This is a genomic window from Actinacidiphila sp. bgisy145 (assembly GCF_057708125.1).
This window is the reverse complement of sequence record NZ_JBYIRL010000001.1, coordinates 285,392-305,058: the sequence shown is the minus strand read 5'-3', so window position 1 is coordinate 305,058 and position 19,667 is coordinate 285,392. Positions and strand designations below refer to the sequence as shown.

14 protein-coding genes are annotated in these 19,667 nt (G+C 72.3%); 11 read left to right on the top strand and 3 right to left on the bottom strand.

The window, feature by feature from the left end:
• The first annotated feature begins 75 nt into the window (after positions 1 to 75).
• Positions 76 to 1,116, top strand: a complete 1,041-nt coding sequence (locus AC3ERT_RS01170) for an NsdA family TPR-like regulatory protein (protein WP_435172240.1) — start codon at positions 76 to 78, stop codon at positions 1,114 to 1,116.
• Positions 1,117 to 1,197: 81 nt separating this feature from the next.
• Positions 1,198 to 1,527, top strand: coding sequence for a GrpB family protein (locus tag AC3ERT_RS01165; RefSeq protein ID WP_435172239.1), 330 nt, complete (start codon positions 1,198 to 1,200; stop codon positions 1,525 to 1,527).
• A 15-nt stretch (positions 1,528 to 1,542) separates the two neighbouring features.
• On the opposite strand, the gene AC3ERT_RS01160 is transcribed toward AC3ERT_RS01165, so the two are convergent.
• On the bottom strand, positions 1,543 to 1,911 hold the full coding sequence (locus AC3ERT_RS01160) for a VOC family protein (RefSeq protein ID WP_435172237.1): 369 nt from the start codon (positions 1,909 to 1,911) through the stop codon (positions 1,543 to 1,545).
• Positions 1,912 to 1,975: 64 nt separating this feature from the next.
• Here AC3ERT_RS01160 and AC3ERT_RS01155 point away from each other — a divergent pair, with 64 nt between their 5' ends.
• From AC3ERT_RS01155 to AC3ERT_RS01115, 9 genes are all read left to right on the top strand, one after another.
• Positions 1,976 to 2,482, top strand: a complete 507-nt coding sequence (locus AC3ERT_RS01155; protein WP_335983021.1) for a MarR family winged helix-turn-helix transcriptional regulator — start codon at positions 1,976 to 1,978, stop codon at positions 2,480 to 2,482.
• A gap of 688 nt (positions 2,483 to 3,170) precedes the next feature.
• On the top strand, positions 3,171 to 5,795 hold the full coding sequence (locus tag AC3ERT_RS01150; protein ID WP_435172235.1) for a glutaminase domain-containing protein: 2,625 nt from the start codon (positions 3,171 to 3,173) through the stop codon (positions 5,793 to 5,795).
• Between the two features lie 53 nt (positions 5,796 to 5,848).
• Positions 5,849 to 8,728: an RICIN domain-containing protein gene (locus AC3ERT_RS01145; RefSeq protein WP_435172234.1), complete on the top strand. Its 2,880-nt coding sequence runs from the start codon at positions 5,849 to 5,851 to the stop codon at positions 8,726 to 8,728.
• A 375-nt stretch (positions 8,729 to 9,103) separates the two neighbouring features.
• Positions 9,104 to 10,213, top strand: a complete 1,110-nt coding sequence (locus tag AC3ERT_RS01140) for an ABC transporter substrate-binding protein (protein WP_335983015.1) — start codon at positions 9,104 to 9,106, stop codon at positions 10,211 to 10,213.
• A 112-nt stretch (positions 10,214 to 10,325) separates the two neighbouring features.
• Positions 10,326 to 11,903, top strand: a complete 1,578-nt coding sequence (locus AC3ERT_RS01135; protein ID WP_435135952.1) for a sugar ABC transporter ATP-binding protein — start codon at positions 10,326 to 10,328, stop codon at positions 11,901 to 11,903.
• Positions 11,900 to 12,865, top strand: a complete 966-nt coding sequence (locus AC3ERT_RS01130) for an ABC transporter permease (RefSeq protein WP_335983011.1) — start codon at positions 11,900 to 11,902, stop codon at positions 12,863 to 12,865. The genes AC3ERT_RS01135 and AC3ERT_RS01130 overlap by 4 nt, the downstream gene beginning before the upstream one ends.
• Entirely contained in the window at positions 12,862 to 13,887 is a 1,026-nt protein-coding gene (locus tag AC3ERT_RS01125) for an ABC transporter permease (protein WP_335983010.1), read from the top strand. Before AC3ERT_RS01130 ends, AC3ERT_RS01125 begins: the two co-directional genes overlap by 4 nt.
• Positions 13,888 to 13,987: 100 nt before the next feature.
• Positions 13,988 to 15,013 carry a LacI family DNA-binding transcriptional regulator gene (locus AC3ERT_RS01120; protein WP_435172232.1) on the top strand — a complete coding sequence of 342 codons (1,026 nt, stop codon included), beginning with the start codon at positions 13,988 to 13,990 and terminating at the stop codon, positions 15,011 to 15,013.
• A 508-nt stretch (positions 15,014 to 15,521) separates the two neighbouring features.
• Positions 15,522 to 16,679, top strand: coding sequence for an aldose epimerase family protein (locus AC3ERT_RS01115; RefSeq protein ID WP_435172230.1), 1,158 nt, complete (start codon positions 15,522 to 15,524; stop codon positions 16,677 to 16,679).
• On the opposite strand, the gene AC3ERT_RS01110 is transcribed toward AC3ERT_RS01115, so the two are convergent.
• Both AC3ERT_RS01110 and AC3ERT_RS01105 read right to left on the bottom strand, forming a co-directional pair.
• Positions 16,586 to 17,533 (bottom strand): phosphatase PAP2 family protein, encoded by a 948-nt coding sequence (locus tag AC3ERT_RS01110; protein ID WP_435172229.1) that lies wholly within the window; start codon positions 17,531 to 17,533, stop codon positions 16,586 to 16,588. The two genes, AC3ERT_RS01115 and AC3ERT_RS01110, sit on opposite strands and share 94 nt — an antisense overlap.
• Before the next feature lie 504 nt (positions 17,534 to 18,037).
• The gene (locus AC3ERT_RS01105; RefSeq protein WP_435172227.1) at positions 18,038 to 19,606 is read right to left on the bottom strand and encodes a GDSL-type esterase/lipase family protein; all 1,569 of its coding nucleotides are present in this window, start codon (positions 19,604 to 19,606) and stop codon (positions 18,038 to 18,040) included.
• Positions 19,607 to 19,667 lie beyond the last annotated feature (61 nt).

Here is a 19,667-nt window from a genome sequence, read left to right as displayed (position 1 = left end):
GCCGCCCTCTGGTGCGCACCACGATATCCGCGCAGCCGCCACGCCCCATTGCCCCCTCATCCCGGAGGCCCCGCCATGGACCCCTCGCGTCGCAGCGTCATCGGAGCCTCGCTCTTCTCCGCGGCCCTCGCCATCCCCGGCTGGCAGGACGTGGTCGGCCGGATGGAGGCCGTACGGTCGGGCGGGGCGCAGCGGATCGGAACGGCCGAAGTCGACTCCGTGGTCGCCGTGACAGACCGTCTTTCCGATCTGGACGACCAGTTCGGCGGACGGTACGCGCGACCGATGGCCGCGGCCTTCCTGGTGAACGTCGTCGCCCCCTATTTGAAGGCGAGCGCGCCCGAAGACGTACGGAGGGCGATGATGTCCGCCGCTTCGTTCCTCTGCTACCTGACGGGCTGGATGGCCGTGGACGAAGGGCTGCACGGCGTCGCCCAGCAGTACTACGTGAAAGGTCTGGAGCTGGCGGGCGCCAGCCATGACCACCTGACCTACTGTCACATCATGCGCGGCATGTCCGTGCAGTCCGTGGACCTCCGGCACGGCCCGACGGCTGTGAAGTGGGCGGATGCGGCAAGCGAGGCGTCACCCGCGGCCGGGCCGAGGATGGCCGCCTTCATGTCGGGCCAGCAGGCCCATTCCTACGCCGTCGCCGGCGAGCGCCACAACGCGCTCAGCAGCATCCGGAAGACCGAGGTCTCCATGAGCAGGGCTGACAGTCAGGCCCGGACCTTCGGCGGTTACAGCGCCGCCACGCTCGCCTATCACACCGCGCAGGTCAGGTACGAACTCGGCGACGTGGCAGGCAGCGTCGAATCGCTCCAACTGCACTTCCGCCTGCGCGAGCCCACGAACGAATCCCACCGCAGCGGCATGCGCTTCACCTCGATGCTGGCCGAGCGGCAGTTGGCCCTCGGGCACCTGGACGCGGCGTGCGCCACCTGGCACGAGGTCCTCGACGACTACCCGTCGATCCAGTCCGGACAGGTCGACAAACACGTCAGGGAAATGGCCCGGCTCATCCGCCCCCACACCAGGAACCCGACCGCGCGGGACCTCCACGAAAGGGCCCACCTCGTCGCACCCGCCCTCTTCGACGGGACGCGGCCTCGTTAGCGCTACGGCGCCAAGCCACGGAGGACGTCGCACTCGCTGCCCCCGGGGTCGGCCATGACCACCCGGTCGCGGCGGAGCCCCTTGCCGGGCACTTGGAACCGTATCGAGGTCTCCGGTGGACAGCGGTGCCGCCAACTCGTCTTCGCGCCCCCGGTCGGCGCGCGGTCGTGGAACGTCCACCTGCGGGAGGGCGCCGGAGCGAACGCCCGCTTCGCGCTGCTGTTCCGGGACTTCCTGCGGGCGGACGAGGGTGCCCGCCGGGCCTGGGGCGCCTTCAAGCAGCGGCTGGCGCTGAGCGTGCCGGACCTGGCGGACTACGGGCAGATCAAGGCTCCCGCCACGGAGGTGCTGATGGCCGCGGCCGAACGGTGGGCCGCCGCCACCGGCCGGCGCGGTCCCGCAGCGGCCTGAGCCCGTGCGCCGGGTTCACCCGCGGTCGTGGAGCGTGACCTGATATCCGTCGGGGTCGGCGAAGGTGAACGTACGGCCGAACGGCCCGTCGACGGGGGCCGAGACGATCGTCGTACCGGCCGCGGCGAGCGCGTCGTGGATGTCCTGCGCGTCGGGGGCGTGCAGCCACAGCGCCACGCCCTGGCCCGGCTGCGCGAGCGCGTCGAGGTCGACGCCGGCGACGACGTCGCGGACCGCGAACGCGATCGGCTTGGTGTCGAAGACGACCGCGTGCGGCGGCCCCGCGGCGGAGCGCTCCAGCCCCAGGTACCGCTCGTAGAAGTCGGCGGAGCGCTCCAGGTCGCGCACCTGCAGGGAAACGAAGTCGGGTCCGGTGACCGCCATGGTCCTTACCTCCTCAAAGCAATGTCAGGCTTCTGACATACCCAACGTATGTCAGACTGCTGACATGAGTCAAGGCGAGCCCGGAATCGAGCTGGACACGTCGCTGGGGTACATGCTGAAAGCGGCCTCCAGCGCCCTGCACTCCGCCATGGAGGCCGTGCTGAGCCCGCTCGGCATGACGATCACGCACTACTCGTGCCTGGAGCTGCTCTCCCAGCGCCCGGGCCTGTCCAACTCCGAGCTGGCCCGCGGCACTTTCGTCACCCGGCAGTCGATGAACGTGCTCCTGAAGTCCCTCGAACGCCAGGGACTCGTCGCCCGCGCCGCCAAGGCGCCCGTGGGCAGGGCGCTGCCCACCGAACTGACCGCCGACGGGCGCCGCCAGCTCGAGACGGCCAGCGCCGCGGTACGCCGGGTCGAACGGGCCATGCTGGCCGACCTCGACACCGGCGAACAGGATCAGATGCGGCGCCTGCTCACCAGGTGCATCGCCTCGCTGACCGCACCCCCGGCGCTCCCGGCACCTCCCGCGGCAACCCCACCAACCGCACCGGCCCGCCGGGACGGTTGAGCCCGCACACGGTCGGCCCGTCCCGCGGAGCCAAGCGCGTGGGCGGAGCCGCCTGACATCGGCCCCGCCCACGGGTCGTGGGGGCGGCGAGCAGCCCGAAAGCGCTGCTCCGCCGCCACAAGGTGACAACGTTGTCAGACTATACGCCGATCCGACCGCCGATGGATACCCCTCGACACCCTCCGCCTACGGCCCGTTCGCCACCACGGCCCCATCAGGGCCCCGCCACCGCCCCATCACGGCCCCGCCACGGCCGGACCCGCCCCGCCCCCGGGGGCCCCGTCACACCCGCGAGACCCACCACGACCACGTTTTTACTTACGTTGTAAAGCCCCCGCGGCCCGCCGGGACCCGGTCCCGCCGCACGTCGCGGGCCTGCGGCCGGACGCCAGGGACGCCAGCTCACCCCTCCCGCCCCCGCACCCACTTCTGCCCGGGGTATGGACACGCCCAACGCCAAGTGCTGTCATGCCGGTTGGCGTCATTCTTTGCAACGTTGGAACAGCACGACAGCGCTCCCCCACGGCCCGCGCCCCACCTCCCCGCGTGCCTCTGCCCCGCCTGTCCCGCCCTGCCCCACCGTCCGGCCTCGCACTGCCCCGCCCTGCTCGACTCCCGCGTCACGCCGCACCACCACGTGCCCGTCCGTCCCCCCATCTCCGCGCCCCTGCCGCAGAAACGGATCACCGTGACTTCCGACGAGACCCGCTCCCCCCGCCCCGGCCGCCGCGACCTGCTGAAGTGGACCGGTGCGCTGACCGCGGCCGCCGCCACCGGCGGGTGGTTCACGGCCGGCCCGGCCGCCGCCGCGTCCCCCGCGGGCCTACCCGTTTCCGCCGCGGACGCCACAAGTGCCGCGTCCCCCGCGGCCGCCTCCACGTTCGCACCGCTGCGGCCGCCCGCGGTGCCGCTCGCGGTCCGCTCGCCGTACCTGTCCACCTGGGTGGCCGCCGACAACCTCGCCGGGACCTGGTCGAGCTTCTGGAACGGCCACGTCACCGCGCTGTGCGGGCTCGCCCGGATCGACGGCACCGCCTACCTCTTCGCCGGGGCGCCGAACCTGCCGGGCGGCCCGGCGCTCACCACGATGCAGCAGGTCTCGCTCCAACTGACCGCCACCCGCTCGATCTACCGGCTCAGCGGGGGCGGGGTGACACTGACCGTCACCTTCTTCTCGCCGGTCGACCTCGACGACCTCCAGCGCCAGTCGGTGCCGCTGTCGTACGTGACCGTGCAGGCCGAGAGCAGCGACGGGCAGGCGCACGCGGTGGACGTGCACCTGGACGTGTCGGGCGAGTGGGTGCACGGCGACACCTCGGCGCAGATCACGTGGGCGCAGCAGCAGGCCGGTTCGCTGACGGTGCTGACCGCGCAGCCGGCGAGCCCGGGGGTGCTCCAGGAGAGCGGCGACCAGGCGTCGTGGGGGCGGTTGGTGTTCGCCGCGCCGAGCGGGTCCGGGCTGACCTGGCAGATCGGGCAGGACACGGTGGTGCGGGCCGCGTCGGCGGGCAGCGGCAGGCTGGCCGGGACGGTGGACTCCGCGCAGCCGCGGGCGATCAGCGACAGGTGGCCGGTGCTCGGTCTGAACCGGGACTTCGGCACGGTGAACGCCGGTACGCCGTCGGCGGAGTTCACGGTGTCGCTGGGGCATGTCCGTACGCCCGCGGTGAGTTACCTCGGTACGCAGTTGCAGCCGTGGTGGACGCACTACTGGTCGTCGTGGACGGACATGCTCCAGTGGTTCGACGCGGACCGATCGGCGGCGCTGTCGGCGGCGGCGGCGCTGGAGCAGCGCGTCCATGACGACGCGGTCGCGGCGGTGGGCGGCGGCACCACGGGCGACCACTACGCGGCGGTGTGCGCGCTCGCGGTGCGGCAGGCGGTGGGCGGTACGGAGTTGGCCGACCGCGGCGGCAGCCCGTGGGCCTTTTTGAAGGAGATCTCCTCCGACGGCAACATGTCGACGATCGACGTGACGTATCCGGCGTTCCCGGGGTACCTGTACCTGTCGCCGGCGTATCTGCGGCTGCTGCTGGAGCCGATGCTGGACTACGCGGAGCACGGCGGCTGGCCGAAGGACTTCGCCGAGCACGACATCGGTTCGTCGTATCCGAACGCCGCCGGGCACAACGACGGCAACGAGGAGGACATGCCGGTCGAGGAGTCGGCGGACCTGCTGATCATGGCGGCGGCGGTGGTCCAGCGGCTGCCCGCGGCGGACGGGGCGGCGTTCGCCGCCGCGCACTACCCGATCCTGCGGCAGTGGGCGGAGTACCTGGTGTCCAACGCGCTGGACCCGGGCTACCAGAACCAGACGGACGACTTCACCGGCTTCATCGCGCACAGTGCGAACCTCGCGCTCAAGGGCATCATCGGGATCGGCGCGATGGGCGTGGTGGCGCGGGCGACGGGCAACAGCTCGGATGCGGCGCGGTACGCGACGCTCTCGCGCAGCTACGTCAGCCAGTGGACGACGCTCGCGGCGGACTCCTCGGGCGCGCACCTGAAGCTCGCCTACGACCAGGACGGCACCTGGAGCCTGAAGTACAACGGCTTCGCGGACCGGTTGCTCGGCCTGGACCTGGTGCCGGTCGGCACCGCGGCGATGGAGGCGTCCTGGTACGGGGCGCACACCGGCACGTACGGGGTGGTGCTCGACCCGCGCAACGACTACACCAAGGCCGACTGGGAGCTGTGGACGGCGGCCTGGCTCGCCGATCACGGCACGGTGCGCGACGCGCTGGTCAACGGGGTGTACGGGTACGCGAACGCGACGCCGACGCGGGTGCCGTTCAGCGACTGGTACACGGTGGCGAGCGCGGCGCAGCGGGGTTTCCAGAACCGGCCGGTGGTCGGCGGGATGTTCGCGCCGGCGCTGGCGCCGGCCGGCTCGGTGGTGGTGTGGTGCCGTATCCAGAACCGGAACTCCGGGAAGGTGCTGGCGGTTTCGGGGATGTCGCTGGCGGACTCGGCGGAGGTCACGCAGTACACCGACAACGGCACCGCGGACCATGTGTGGACGCTGCTGGACAACGGCGACGGCACGGTGCGGATCGTGAACCGCAACAGCGGGAAGGTGCTGGCGGTGCACGACCAGAGCCTGGACGACGGCGCGCATGTGCAGCAGTACCAGGACAACGGCACACCGGACCACGTCTGGCGGTTCGTCGACAACGGGGACGGCTGGTCGAAGATCGTCAATGTGCGGTCGGGGAAGCTGCTCGCCGTGGACGGCGCGTCGACCGCGGACAGCGCGCAGGTCACGCAGTGGAACGACAACGGGACGACCGACCACCTGTGGCGCATGATCTGAGGCCGCGCCGCGCGCAACCCACCCCCCACTTCCCACGATCAGGGAGCATGTCCATGGATCGTCGTACCTTCCTTCGCGGCGGCGCCGTCGCCCTCGGCAGTGTGGCCTTCGCCGGCCGTATGGTCACCTCCTCCTGGGGGGCGGCCGGGGGCGGGCCGGGGGTGGTGCTGGTCGGTGACACCTCCGGCGGCGGGCTGTACCACCCGTATCCGGCGGGGCTGACCCGTACCCCGTTCCTGAAGCTGCCGACCGGGAGTGTCACCGCGTCGGGCTGGCTGGCGCAGCAACTCGCCCTGGAGGCGGACGGGATCGCCGGGCGCTATGACGAGGTGTCGCACTTCCTGGACACCTCGACCACCGGCTGGTTCCACCCGGACCAGGTCGGCTGGGAGGAAGTGCCGTACTGGGTGCGGGGGTTGACCGCGCTGGCCGGGGTGACCGGGGATGCCGCGCTGCGGGCGAAGGCGGACACCTGGGTGAACGGCGTGCTGGCGACGGGGCAGTCCGACGGCTTCTTCGGGCCGACGAGCCTGCGCACGTCGCTGGGCGGCGGCCCGGACTTCTGGCCGTTCATGCCGATGCTCCAGGCGCTGTGCACCTACCAGGAGTACACCGGGGACAGCCGGATCGTGCCGTTCCTGACGAAGTTCTTCCAGTACCAGAACACGTTCGGCGCCTCGGCGTTCAACCAGAGCTGGGGTTCGGTGCGGTGGGCGACGACGCTGCACTCGCTGCACTGGCTGTTCGCCCGGACCGGGGACAGCGCGCTGCTGGGGCTGGCGGACAAGATCCACCAGTACAGCGCGAACTACGTCGACAACCTGCCGTCGCTGCACAACGTGAACCTGGCGCAGGGCTTCACCGAGCCGGCGTTCGCGGCGCTGCGCGGGGACGCGTCGCTGACGCAGGCGTCGTACCAGGACTACGCGACGATCCAGGGCACCTACGGGCAGTTCAGCGGCGGCGGGTTCGCCGGGGACGAGAACGCCCGGCCCGGGTACGGCGATCCGCGGCAGGGTTTCGAGACCTGCGGGATCGTGGAGTACATGCAGAGCTTCGAGTCGATGGTGCGGATGACCGGCGACCCGAGCTGGGCGGACGGCACCGAGACGCTGGCGTTCAACTCGCTGCCGGCCGCGATGGAGCCGAACCACACCTCGCTGCACTACGCGACGGCCGCCAACCAGGTGCAGTTGGACGACTACGACAAGACGCTGCACCAGTTCGACAACACCTTCTCGATGCAGGCGTATCTGCTGGGCGTGGACAAGTACCGCTGCTGCCCGCACAACTACGGGCAGGGCTGGGCGTACTTCACGGAGAACGCGTGGTTGGCGACGGCGGACAACGGCCTGGCGGCGGTGCTGTACGCGCCGACGAAGGTGACGGCGAAGGTCGGTGCCCAGGCGGCGCAGGTGACGGTCACCCAGAGCACGAACTACCCGTTCACCGACAGCGTGTCGCTGGCGCTGTCGATGACGGGCAGCGTGGCCTTCCCGCTGTATCTGCGGGTGCCGTCGTGGTGTGCCAAGCCGTCGGTGAAGGTCAACGGGGCCGCGGTGAGCGCGTCGGGCGGCGCGGGCTTCGTGGCGGTGGACCGCACCTGGAAGAACGGGGACACCGTCGCGGTGTCCTTCCCGATGGAGGTCGCCACCACCACCTGGGCGCAGAACCACGACTCGCTGTCGGTGCGGCGCGGCCCGCTGACGTACGCGCTGGAGATCGGGCAGAACTTCCTGCGCACCAATGACGCGTCCTCGCACTGGGCGGAGTACGAGGTGTTCCCGACGTCCGCGTGGAACTACGGCCTGGTGCCGGGGACCTTCACGGCGACCGCGACCGGGGCGAGCGGCAACCCGTTCACCCCGCAGGGCACGCCGGTGGCGATGACCGCGCAGGCCCGGCCGATCCCCAACTGGCTCGCGGACCAGCAGGACGTGGTGACCACGCTCCAGCCCAGCCCCGTGGCGTCCGCGGAGCCGGCCACCACGGTGACGCTGATCCCGATGGGGGCGGCCGCGCTGCGGATCACCTCCTTCCCGACGATCGGCGCGGGCGGCCGGGAGTGGCAGCTGCCGGCCACGCCGTCGGCCTCCTGGTGCTGGTCGGGCGACACCGTGAACGCCCTCAACAGCGCGTACACGCCGAGCAGTTCCTACGACCAGTCGCACCCGCGCTTCACCTGGTGGGACCACACCGGCAGCAGCGAGTGGGTGCAGTACAGCTACTCCGCTCCGGTGACGGTCTCGGGCGCGTCGGTGTACTGGTACGACGACACCGGGCACGGCCAGTGCCGGGTGCCGGCGTCCTGGCACGTGGAGTACCAGGCGGCGGACGGGTCCTGGCAGCCGGTGTCCGGCGCGGGCGCGTACGGCACGGCGGTCGACGCCTTCAACGCGGTGGCGTTCACGCCGGTGCGCACCACGGCGGTGCGGGTGGTGGCGCAGCTGGCCGCCGGGGTGTCGGCGGGCATCCTCCAGTGGGATGTGACGGCTCGTCAGGCCGTGGTGGACGGCGGCACCTGGTACCGGGTGCAGAACAAGAACAGCGGCAAGGTGCTCGGGGTCGACGGCATGTCGACGGCCGACAGCGCGAACGTCGTGCAGTTCGCCGACAACGGCACCGCCGACCACGACTGGCGGTTCACCGCAGTGGGCGACAACCGCTTCACGATCACCAACCGCAACAGCGGGCTGCTGCTGGCGGTCGCGGGCGCCTCGCGCGCCGACAGCGCGCAGGTGCAGCAGTACCACGACAACGGCACGGCCGACCACTACTGGCAGCTGCTCGACAACGGAGACGGCTGGTTCCGGATTCGCAACGGCAACAGCGGTCTGGTGCTGGGTGTCGACGGTATGTCGACTTCCGACAGTGCGCGGGTGGTGCAGTTCGAGGACAGCCGTACCGACGACCACCTGTGGCGCTTCGTGTAGTTCGCGGTTCCTCCCGGGCGCGGGAGGGGGGGAGCGCCGGCGGTGGAGGCACCACCGCCGGCGCCCGTCAGTGGGTCGCACCTCGGCGGCACACGGCGACGCGTACGGCGGGGTCACACGGCGTACAACGATGTAAAGCCGAGCAGGGAAATGACAGCATGTCAGTGCGGCCATGTCCAGCCCGCGTACCGAAGTTTCCCCGGTTCAGCCGGGATCGTACCGGACTCTTGACACGTGGTCGTCAATCCCGCAGGGTCCTCTACATCGTTGTAAAGGACGGGCTTTCCGGCCGTCTTCGTGCCGCCCCCGCTCCGCACTGCACCTCTGCGCTCCGCCCCCTGTTTCTTCCCGTATCCACGAGGATGTGATCGGCGCATGAACGTCTCCTTCCGGGCCAGAACCGCTGCCGCGGTGCTCACCGTCGGCCTGTGCCTCGCCGCGAGCGCCTGCACCAACTCCGGCAACGACTCGTCCGGTTCGGACAAGGCCGCGGCCTCGGGCAACACCGCGGCCGCCCAGCAGACCGACTCCCCCACCGCCTCGGGCGGTACCGCCTGCACCTACCAGACCTACGGCGGCGGGGTGCCGAAGCTGGACATCACCGACGGCAAGACGATCGTCGGGTTCTCCCAGTCCGAGTCGACCAGCAACCCGTTCCGCGCCACCGAGACCAAGAGCATCGAGGCCGAGGCGAAGGCCAAGGGCGTCAAGCTGATCGAGCGGAACGCCAACGCGGACGTCAACGCGCAGAACTCGCAGATCGAGGACATGATCGCGCAGGGCGCCAAGGTGCTGATCGTGGCGCCGGAGAACTCCGACGGGCTCGGCCCGGCGCTGGCCAAGGCGAAGTCGAAGAAGATCCCGGTGCTCACCATCGACCGCACCGTCACCGGCACCGCCTGCGGCGACTTCATCTCCTTCATCGGCTCGGACTTCTACGGGCAGGCCCAGATCGCCGCCGACGACCTCGGCACGGCGACCGGCGGCACCGCCCACGTCGCGGTCCTCACCGGCACCCCGGGCAACAACGTCTCCACCGACCGCACCAAGGGCTTCAACGACGAGGTCAAGAAGAAGTACCCGAACATCAAGGTGGTCGCCTCGCAGACCGCCAACTTCACCCAGACCGACGGCCAGAAGGTGATGGAGCAGCTGCTCCAGGCGCACTCCGACATCAACGCGGTCTACGCGGAGAACGACGAGATGGCGCTCGGCGCGCTCCAGGCGATCAAGTCCGCCGGCAAGACCCCGGGCAAGGACATCAAGGTCGTCTCCATCGACGGCACCCAGCAGGCCGTCCAGGACGTCGCGTCCGGCGCGCTGGTCGCGGATATCGAGACCAACCCGCGGTTCGGCCCGCTGGCCATCTCGTCGCTGGAGAACTTCTACGGCACCGCCGGCGTGTCGGCCGACGTCATCATCAAGGACGGCCACTTCACCTCGGACAACGCCAAGCAGGCGCTCGCCCAGGGCCTGGTGTACTGACGCCCCGCGCGGTCCGGCCGGGTCCGGGCCAGGGCCTGCCTGTGGCCCGGCCCCGCCGCGTACCGCCCCCACGCCCAGCCGTTGCGCACAACTCCCCACGAGGAGGAAGACGTTGGTCCAGCAGGACCCGGACCCCCGCAGCGCCGCCATCCTGGAGGTGGCCGGGGTCGACAAGAGCTTCGCGGGCGTCCACGCCCTGCGCGAGGTGGACTTCACGCTGCGGCCCGCCGAGGTGCACGCCCTGATCGGCGAGAACGGCGCGGGCAAGTCCACCCTCATCAAGGTGATGACCGGCGTGCACCGCCCCGACGCCGGCACCGTACGCCTCGCCGGCCGGGAGCGGGACTTCCGCAACCCGCTGGAGGCCCAGGCGGCCGGCATCTCCACGATCTACCAGGAGGTCAACCTCGTCCCGCTGATGTCGGTGGCGCGCAACCTCTTCCTCGGCCGCGAGCCGCGCCGCTTCGGGCTGGTCGACCACGGCCGGATGAACCGCGAGGCGGCGCGGGAGCTGGGCCGCTTCGGGGTGCGGGTCGACGTCACCCGGCCGCTGCGCACCCTGGGCCTGGGCGCCCAGCAGATGGTGGCGCTGGCCCGGGCGGTACAGATCGACGCCCGCGTGGTGATCATGGACGAGCCGACCTCGTCGCTGGAGCCGAAGGAGGTCGAGACCCTCTTCTCGGTGATCCGCGGCCTGAAGGAGCAGGGCATCGCGGTGGTGTACGTCAGCCACCGGCTCGACGAGCTGTACGCGGTGTGCGACCAGGTCACCGTCATGCGCGACGGCCGCGTGGTCCACACCGGCCCGATCGCGGGCCTGGAGCGCCTGAAGCTGGTGTCGCTGATGCTCGGCCGGGAGATGTCCGCGGTCCGCGACAAGGGCACCACCGCCTTCGACTCCGACGGACACGAGCGCCAGGACGGCCAACCCCTGCTGCGCGCAAGGGATCTGACGGTCCGCCACAAACTGCACGGGGTCTCGCTGGATGTGCACCCCGGTGAAGTCGTCGGCCTCGGCGGGCTGTTGGGCGCCGGCCGCAGCGAGACCGCCAAGGCGGTCATCGGGGCGCTGGCCACCGAGGAGGGCACCGTCGAGGTCGAGGGCAGCGCGATGCACCGGCGCAGCCCGGCCGCCGCGATCCGCGCGGGCGTGGTGATGCTGCCGGAGGACCGCAAGGCGGAGGGGGTGATCCCGAACCTGTCGGTGCGGGAGAACATCTCGCTCGCCGCGCTGCCGCGGCTGTCCCGGGCGGGGCTGGTCTCGCAGGCCAAGCAGGACGAGATCGTCACGTTCTTCATGGAGCGGCTGCGGATCAAGGCGTCCGGCCCGGACCAGAAGGTCGGCGACCTGTCCGGTGGCAACCAGCAGAAGGTGCTGCTGGCCCGCTGGCTGTGCCTGAACCCGAAGGTGCTGCTGCTGGACGAGCCGACCCGCGGCATCGACGTCGGCGCCAAGGCCGAGGTGCAGGGCCTGATCGACGAACTCGCCCGCGACGGGCTGGGCGTGCTGCTGATCTCCTCCGACCTGGAGGAGCTGATCGAGGGCTCGGACCGGGTGGTGATCCTCAAGGACGGCCGCGTCGTCGGGCACCTGTCCGGGGACGACGTCACCGAGGACGGCCTGCTGGACGCGCTCGCCACCGCGCCGGAGCAGGCCCCGCCCGCCGCACCGAAGGAGACCCCCGCATGACCTCCCTGACCTGGCCGGGCGCGGCCCTGGACCGGGGCCGCCTGCTGCGGCTGCTCCAGCAGTACGGCGTGTACGCCGCGCTGGTCGTCCTGTTCGCCGTCGCGGTGGGCCTGGACGGGAACTTCCTGTCCACCAGCAACATCCGGGTGCAGCTGTACCAGGTCGCCCCGACCCTGCTGGTCGCGCTCGGCATGTCCCTGGTGATCGGCACCGAGGGCATCGACCTGTCGGTGGGCGCCACGATCGCGCTGGCCGCCTCCGTGGTGCCGCTGTACGCCGGGTACGGCCTGTTCGCCGCGCTCGCGGTCGCGCTGCTGCTGGGCGCGGCCACCGGCGCGCTCGGCGGCGCCATGGTCGCCTTCGCCCGGGTCCAGCCGATCGTGGCGACGCTGTCGCTGATGATCGGGGTCCGCGGCCTGGCCGAGATCGTCAACGGCAACTCGGCCAAGCCGATCACCCAGTCCGGGCTGGTCGACCTCGGCTCGCGCACCGTCGGCGGGGTCCCCGAGATGGCCTGGATCGCCGGGGTGTGCGCGCTGCTGACCGGGCTGCTGGTGCGGCGCACCACCTTCGGCCGGCAGCTCGTCGCCATCGGCGACAACCGGCAGGCGAGCCGGCTGTCCGGACTGCCGGTACGCCGGGTGCTGATCACCGTCTACATCCTGTCGGGTGTGCTCGCCGCGCTCGCGGGCGTGCTGATCGTCGGCCACGGCGCGGAGGCCGACCCGGCCAACCAGGGCCTGAACATGGAACTGGACGCCATCACCGCGGTCGTGGTCGGCGGCACCCCGCTGTCCGGCGGCCGGGTGCGGGTGCTGGGCACCGTCGCCGGCGCGCTGTTCATGCAGCTGATCACCGCGGTGCTCACCCAGCACAACGTGCACACCTCCTACACCCAGATCGTCGAGGCCGCGATCATCTGCTTCGCGGTGTACGCCTCCCAGGAGCGAGGGACCCGATGACTTCCACCGCCCTCCAGCCGTCCGCGGTGCCGCCGCCGCCCGCCGTGCCCGACGACGGGCCGGCCGCGCGGGTCCCGGTCCGCGAGCGGATCGCCTCCCAGGTGCAGCGGCACGGCGCGCTGGCCGTGCTGGTCCTGGTGGTCGTCATCGCCTCGGCGACCTCCTCGACCTTCCCGACCTGGAACAACATCAGCAGCATCCTCGGCAACAACGCCTTCGTGTGGCTGCTGGCGCTCGGCATGACGTTCGTCATCATCACCGGCGGCATCGACCTGTCGGTCGGCTCGATGTTCGCGCTCGGCGGGGTGCTCGGCGCCTACGGTTCACGGCACGGCACCTGGCTGGCGATCCTGCTGCCGCTGGCGGTCGGCGCGGTCTGGGGCACGGTGCAGGGGCTGCTGATCGCGTACGCGCGGATGGCGCCGTTCATCGTCTCGCTCGTCGGACTGCTGGGCCTGCGCGGGCTGTTGCAGGCGGTCACCAACGAGGGCGCCACCACCTACCTGGTGCCGGCCCACTCCTGGTTCCGGCACCTGGGCGCGGGCACCTGGACCCCCGTGCTGATCGTGGCGGCGCTCTTCGCGCTCGGCGCGGTGCTGCTGACCCGCACCCGGTTCGGCGCCACCCTCACCGCGCTGGGCGGCAACGAACACGCGGCGCGGCTGATGGGCCTGCCGGTCGCCCGGGCGAAGGTGCTGGTCTACCTGCTGTCCGGCACCCTGGCGGCGGGCGCGGGCGCGCTGGGCGGCGCCCGGCTCGGCTCGGGTGTGACCACCATCGGCGTCGGCTACGAACTGACCGCCATCGCCTCGGTGGTGATCGGCGGCACCCTGCTCACCGGCGGCGCCGGCTCGGTCGGCGGCACGGTCAGCGGCGTGCTGCTGCTGGCGGTGATCCACAATCTGATCGACCACTATTTCTCGCAGTACGGATCGGCCTTCACCGACACCGTCAACGGCGGCTTCCTGGCCGTCGTGGTACTGCTACAGACACTGCTGAGCCGGACCCAGCAACTGGAGTGAGGCCGCCGCGCCGCAGCGGGGCGGCACCACCGCGGACCGGGGGCCGGCACCGACCCGAGCCGGACCGCGACGCAACCGGTCCGACCGAGAGAGGATTTCCGTGGGCGTCAGCCTGAAGGATGTCGCGCTGCGCGCCGGCGTGTCCGTGAAGACAGTCTCCAACGTGGTGAACGACTACCCCCACGTCACGCCCGGCACCAGACGGCGGGTCCAGCAGGCGATCGACGAACTCGGCTACCGGCCCAACCTCACCGCCCGCCACCTGCGCAAGGGCCGCACCGGCATCATCACGCTGGCGGTGCCCGAACTCGGCAACCCCTACTTCGCGGAGGTGGCCGGCGCGGTGATCGACGCGGCGGCCCGGCACGAGCTGACGGTGCTGCTCGACCACACCGCCGGGCTGCGCGAGAAGGAGGTGCTGGTCTCGCAGGGGTTCCGCTCGCACGTCATCGACGGGCTGATCCTCAGCCCGATCCGGCTGGAGAGCGAGGACCTGCTCTCCCGCCCGGAGGGCCCGCCGATGGTGCTGCTCGGCGAGCGGGAGTACGACGCCCCGTACGACCACATCATGATCGACAACGTGGGGGCGGCCCGCAGCGCCGTGCGGCACCTGCTGGACATCGGCCGGCGCCGGATCGCGTTCCTCGGCGCCCGCCGGGAGAGCGCGCGGCAGCCGGCCCACCTGCGGCTGCGCGGCTGGCGGGAGGCGATCACCGGCGCGGGGCTCGCCCCCGACGAGTCGATGGTCGCGGCCACCGAGGGGTACGACCGGGCCGACGGCGCCGCGGCGATGGCCGCGCTGCTGGACCGCGAGGACCGGCCCGACGCGGTGTTCGCCTACAACGACCTGATCGCGCTCGGCGCGATGCGCACCCTGGTCGAACGCGGCCTGCGGGTGCCCGAGGACATCGCCGTGGTGGGCTTCGACGACATCGAGGAGAGCCGCTTCGGCATGGTCTCGCTGACCACGGTCGCCCCGGACAAGGGCGCGCTGGCCCAACTGGCGGTGGACTGCCTGGTGGAGCGGATCACGATCGCCGGCGGCACCGAACCCCCCAGCCCCCGCCGTATCCTCCCCGGCTACCGGCTGATCGTCCGCGAGTCGACGTCGGTGCGAAGAAGCTAGGCCGTGTCCGACACATAGCGTCGTCCCGCCCGAAGGGCGGGGGCTGACCGGGGCCGGCGCGCCCCCATGGCCTTCGGCAGGGGAGGTGCCCCGCGATCGCACGGCGGAGGGTGGGTCGTTCCCAGGCGAAGCTCCGGGGAACAGAGCGCAGCGGGCCGCGCCGACGACCGGCAACGCCGGGGGCGCCTCCCGCCGAAGGCCGGGGCAGAGCATGCGTGCCGGCCCCCCGTCAGCCAGCCGGGATGTGTCGGACACGGCCTGGGGTCGCGGCCTGCGGCGCAGGTCACGGCCTGCGGCGCAGGTCACGGCCTGCGCGGCGGGTCCGTATCCGGGGGAGCGCCCCCGGGCCGCCGGGGGCACCCCGGTAGGCTCGGGCCGAGGGCGACCTCGACCGGGCCCACCGCCGCGCCCACCACCAGTCCCGCCCGACCGCCGCCGGGCCACGCCGTCCGCGTGCCGCGGCCAGGCGGCGGCACGCCCTCCCACCGACCCTCGTCACAGGATGACCATGCCCTCTCACTCCCCCGCGCCCGCTTCCACCGCCGCCCTGCGCAGCGCCCCCTTCGGCACCGCACCGGGAGGTGACGCCGTCGAGTGCTGGACGCTGGACTCGGGCACCGGGGTGCGCGCCGAAGTCCTCACCTACGGCGCCGTCCTGCGCTCCCTGACGGTGCCGGACACCGCCGGCCGCACCGCCGACGTGGTGCTCGGCCTGCCGACGCTCGCCGACTACACCGCCGAACAGCCCTACCTGGGGGCGGTCGTCGGCCGCTACGCCAACCGCCTCGCGCACGGCCGCTTCACCCTGGACGGCCAGGACCACCAGGTGCCGCTCAACGACCGCGGCCACGCCCTGCACGGCGGCCCGGACGGCTTCGACCGCCGGGTCTGGCAGGCCGGGCCGGCCGACGGCAACGGCCCGGACGCGGCGGCGCTGCGGCTGACCCTGCACAGCCCTGACGGCGACATGGGCTTCCCCGGCGCGCTCGACGTCGAGGTGGTCTACCGGCTGACCCCCGACGGCACGCTGAGCATCGACTACCGGGCCCGTACCGACCGGGCCACGCACCTGAACCTCACCAACCACGCCTACTTCAACCTCGCGGGCGCGGGCAGCGGCGACATCCTCGGCCACACCCTGCAACTGCACTCCGCCGCCTATCTGCCGGTCTCCGCGCAGTCGGTGCCGCTCGGCCCGGTCGAGCCCACCGCGGGCACCCCGTTCGACTTCACCGCGGCCCACCCGATCGGCGAGCGCATCGGCGAGTCCCATGTGCAGCTCACCGACGCCGGCGGCTACGACCACTGCTGGGTGCTGGCCGCCCCTGAGGCGGGCCGGCCGCCGCTGCCGGCCGCCCGGCTCACCGACCCGGCCAGCGGGCGCTGCCTGGAGGTGTGGACCACCGAACCCGGCATCCAGGTCTACACCGGCAACTCACTGGACGGCGCGCTCAAGGGCGCGGACGGCCGGCCGTACGGGCGGCACGGCGCGGTCTGCCTGGAGACGCAGCACTACCCGGACGCGCCGAACCGGCCGGAGTACCCGAGCACGGTGCTGCGGCCCGACGGCCTCTACCGCAGCCGCACCGAGTTCCGCTTCCCCCACCTGCCGCTGTCCGACGGCTCGTCCGCGGCCCCGCGCGCCGAGGGTACGGACGCCAGGTAGCCGTCGCCGTCCGCGGGTCCGTCCGCGCCGCCCGAGGCCCGCAGCCTCGGGTAGGCGCGGCGGCCGAACAGCAGCCGCTGGAGGAAGAAGCCGATCGCGAGGGTGACCGCACCGGCCACCGCGTCGGCGAAGAAGTGGTTGGCGGTGGAGATGATCACCACGAACGTCGCCAGCGGGTAGCAGATGCCGAGCACCCGCAGCCAGGTCCAGCGCGCCAGGAAGAACAGCGTCAGCCCGCACCACGCCGACCAGACGATGTGCACCGACGGCATCGCCGCGTACTGGTTGGAGACGGTGGAGACGTGCCCGGAGTCCCAGGAGCCGTGGGTGTGGTGGGCGACGATCGTGTCGATGAAGCCCTCGGACCGCAGGAACCGCGGCGGCGCCAGCGCGAAGAAGGTGAAGCCGACCAGCGCCAGGCAGGTCGCGGTGTACAGCGCGGTGCGGGCCGCCCGGTAGTGCTGCGGGCGGCGCGCATACAGCCAGATCAGCACCGCGGGGGTGACCGCGAAGTGCAGCGTGGCGTAGTAGTAGTTCATGCCGACCGTCAGCCAGCTGACCTTGTCCACCGCGTGGTTGAGGCTCAGCTCGAAGTCGACGTGCAGCAGCCGCTCGAAGTGCAGGACCTCGCGGGCGCGGTGCAGCGCCTGGGTCTTCTCCCGCGGGACGTAGCGGCGGGTGCGGCTGTAGGCGAGGTACAGGGCGACGGTGAAGGCGAGTTCGAGCAGCAGCCGGGGCCGGTTGCGCGGGCGCATCCGGGCGGGCAGCAGCGGGAAGCGCCGTACGGCGGCGGGCCGCTCGTCCGGATCGGCGGCGGCCACAGGGCTCGTGGAGCCCTCCGCGGTGGCGGTCACCTGGCACCCCCGGCGCCGGCCGCGGCCCGCCGACGTGCCCGGTCACCGGCCGGGCGGTGACAGGTCGGTGCAGGTCCCGGCCGTCGCCCGCGCGGCGACTGGCTCGGCAGGCTCGGCGGATACGCCAGCAGCATGCGGTCGATCTCTCTTCCCGAACTTCCCGAACGATCCGGCAGCGCGCCGGGCGACTCGCCCGACACTACATCGGACACCAAAACGTCCGTCTACCGATACCGGGAGGACATCTCGGCGCGTCCCACGTGGTCACGGAGCGTACCCGTCGCGGCGCCGGTCCCCAAGTCGCGGGCACCGGTGCCCCGGTGGGCGCCTGCCCGCGGCGACCGGGCCCAGACACCGTCACATTGGGTGAGGCGAGTGATCTTTGCCACACATCTCCCGCACCGGCAGGCCATACGGAGGCCACCGGCGCGGCACAGCCGCGACACGCTCCAGGTGACGATACGGCACCCGTGTGCGGGCGCCGCACGCGCGGTACGCGGGGATTCAGGGCGCCGGGACGGTGACGCCGGTCGCTCCGGGCGAGGCGGCCGCGGTGCCCGACGGGCTCGGCGGCGGGCTCTGGGTGGACGGCGTGGTCGGCGTGGACGGAGTCGTCGGCGTGGACGGCGTCGGGTTCGGGGAGGCGGCGCGGTCGGGGTGGGCGGCGCGGTCGGCCTCGATCGCGTCGAGCGCCTGCTGGTCGGCGAGCGCGATGGCCAGTTCGCCCGCGGCGGTGGGGTGCAGCGGTGCCTTCCCGGCGGCGTCCTGCACGAACGGCTGCTTGCTGCACAGCTGGTGCCCGGTGAACCCGGGCCGAGCGACGGCGAAGTGGAAGGTGGCGGCGCCGCGCTCCAGCACGGCGTTGAGGTCGGACAGCCGGGAGCCGAGGACGTCGGCCTTCTCCCGGGTGATGCCGTCCTTGGCCAGGCACGCGGTGTCCGGGCCGAAGGGGTCGTAGTACTCGTTGAGGACCACCGCCGGGTGGTGCGGGAGCGCGGCGAGCTGTTCGAGCAGGTCCAGGTAGTCCTGGGTGAAGCCGGCCAGCTCCTCCTTGAAGTACGCGGTGGACGCGTCGTCGTCGCAGACCGGTGCGGCCGCGCACAGGCCCGTCAGCAGCCCCCAGTTCATGTCGTTGGCGCCGATGCTGACGATCACCGCGGACGCGCCGGTCGCGCGCTGGGCGACCGCGAGCTGCGGCGGCGCGACCTTCCCGCCGCGCACCTGGACCCCGAGGATGCCGTCGCTGACGGTGGCGCCCTGGCAGGCGAGGTTGAGCACCTTCCAGCGGTTGGCGGCCGCGAGGTCCTCGGCGTAGGAGTCGGAGCTGCGGCCGCAGGTGCGGTCGAGCGCGGTGGGGTGGGGCACCAGCGGGTTGCCGATGCCGGCGGCGGTCGAGTCGCCGATCACCACCGCGTGGATGCCGGGCAGCGCGGGCCCCTTGGCGGCGGGCACCGGGGCCGCGCGGGTGCGGCCGACCAGGTCGTCGAGCGTGTGCACCTGGCGCAGCGCGCGGGGCGTGCCGGAGGCGAGCAGGTAGACGCCGGCGGCGTTGGCGGCGCTGACGGTCACCAGTGTGGCCGCGAGCAGCGTCAGCATGGTGCGCGGCGAGGTGCGGCCGATCCCGGCGACGGCGATGGTGATCACGCCCGCGCAGCCGGCTGCGACGAGGCTCTCCCAGATGCAGTAGCGCTTCCAGCCCGCGGCGAGCTGGCGGCTGAGCATCGGCACCAGGGCGTTGTCGCCGTCGGCGTGGAAGGCCTGGTCGACCTGGGAGTCGAGGGTGATGTGGGAGAGCATCAGCTTGGGGCGGATCGGCCCGTCGAAGCGCGGCTGGGTCGGGATGGCCTCGCCGAAGAGGTTCAGCTCGCCGGGCCCGGACCGGCTCAGGTCCGGTTGTACGGCGCCGACCTGGACGTTCTGCCCGGCCGCGGCGACGGACTGCATGGGGGTCAGCCGTACCGCCAGCCAGATCCCGGCGGCGCCGGCGACCGCGACCAGCACGGCCGCGAGCAGCAGGTTGCGGCCCCGGCGCAGCCACCGGGCCCTGCCGTCCGTCCACCGTACGAGCCGCACGTGCCGTCCCTCTCGTCCCGCCGGGTCCCGCCTGCGCGGGCGGCCCGATCCGTTCCCTGTC

Coding starts and splice junctions, on each gene's coding strand:
- AC3ERT_RS01170 (WP_435172240.1), top strand. CDS start 76: ATGGACCCCTCGCGTCGCAGCGTCATCGGAGCCTCGCTCTTCTCCGCG.
- AC3ERT_RS01160 (WP_435172237.1), bottom strand. CDS start 1,911: ATGGCGGTCACCGGACCCGACTTCGTTTCCCTGCAGGTGCGCGACCTG.
- AC3ERT_RS01155 (WP_335983021.1), top strand. CDS start 1,976: ATGAGTCAAGGCGAGCCCGGAATCGAGCTGGACACGTCGCTGGGGTAC.
- AC3ERT_RS01145 (WP_435172234.1), top strand. CDS start 5,849: ATGGATCGTCGTACCTTCCTTCGCGGCGGCGCCGTCGCCCTCGGCAGT.
- AC3ERT_RS01140 (WP_335983015.1), top strand. CDS start 9,104: ATGAACGTCTCCTTCCGGGCCAGAACCGCTGCCGCGGTGCTCACCGTC.
- AC3ERT_RS01130 (WP_335983011.1), top strand. CDS start 11,900: ATGACCTCCCTGACCTGGCCGGGCGCGGCCCTGGACCGGGGCCGCCTG.
- AC3ERT_RS01125 (WP_335983010.1), top strand. CDS start 12,862: ATGACTTCCACCGCCCTCCAGCCGTCCGCGGTGCCGCCGCCGCCCGCC.
- AC3ERT_RS01115 (WP_435172230.1), top strand. CDS start 15,522: ATGCCCTCTCACTCCCCCGCGCCCGCTTCCACCGCCGCCCTGCGCAGC.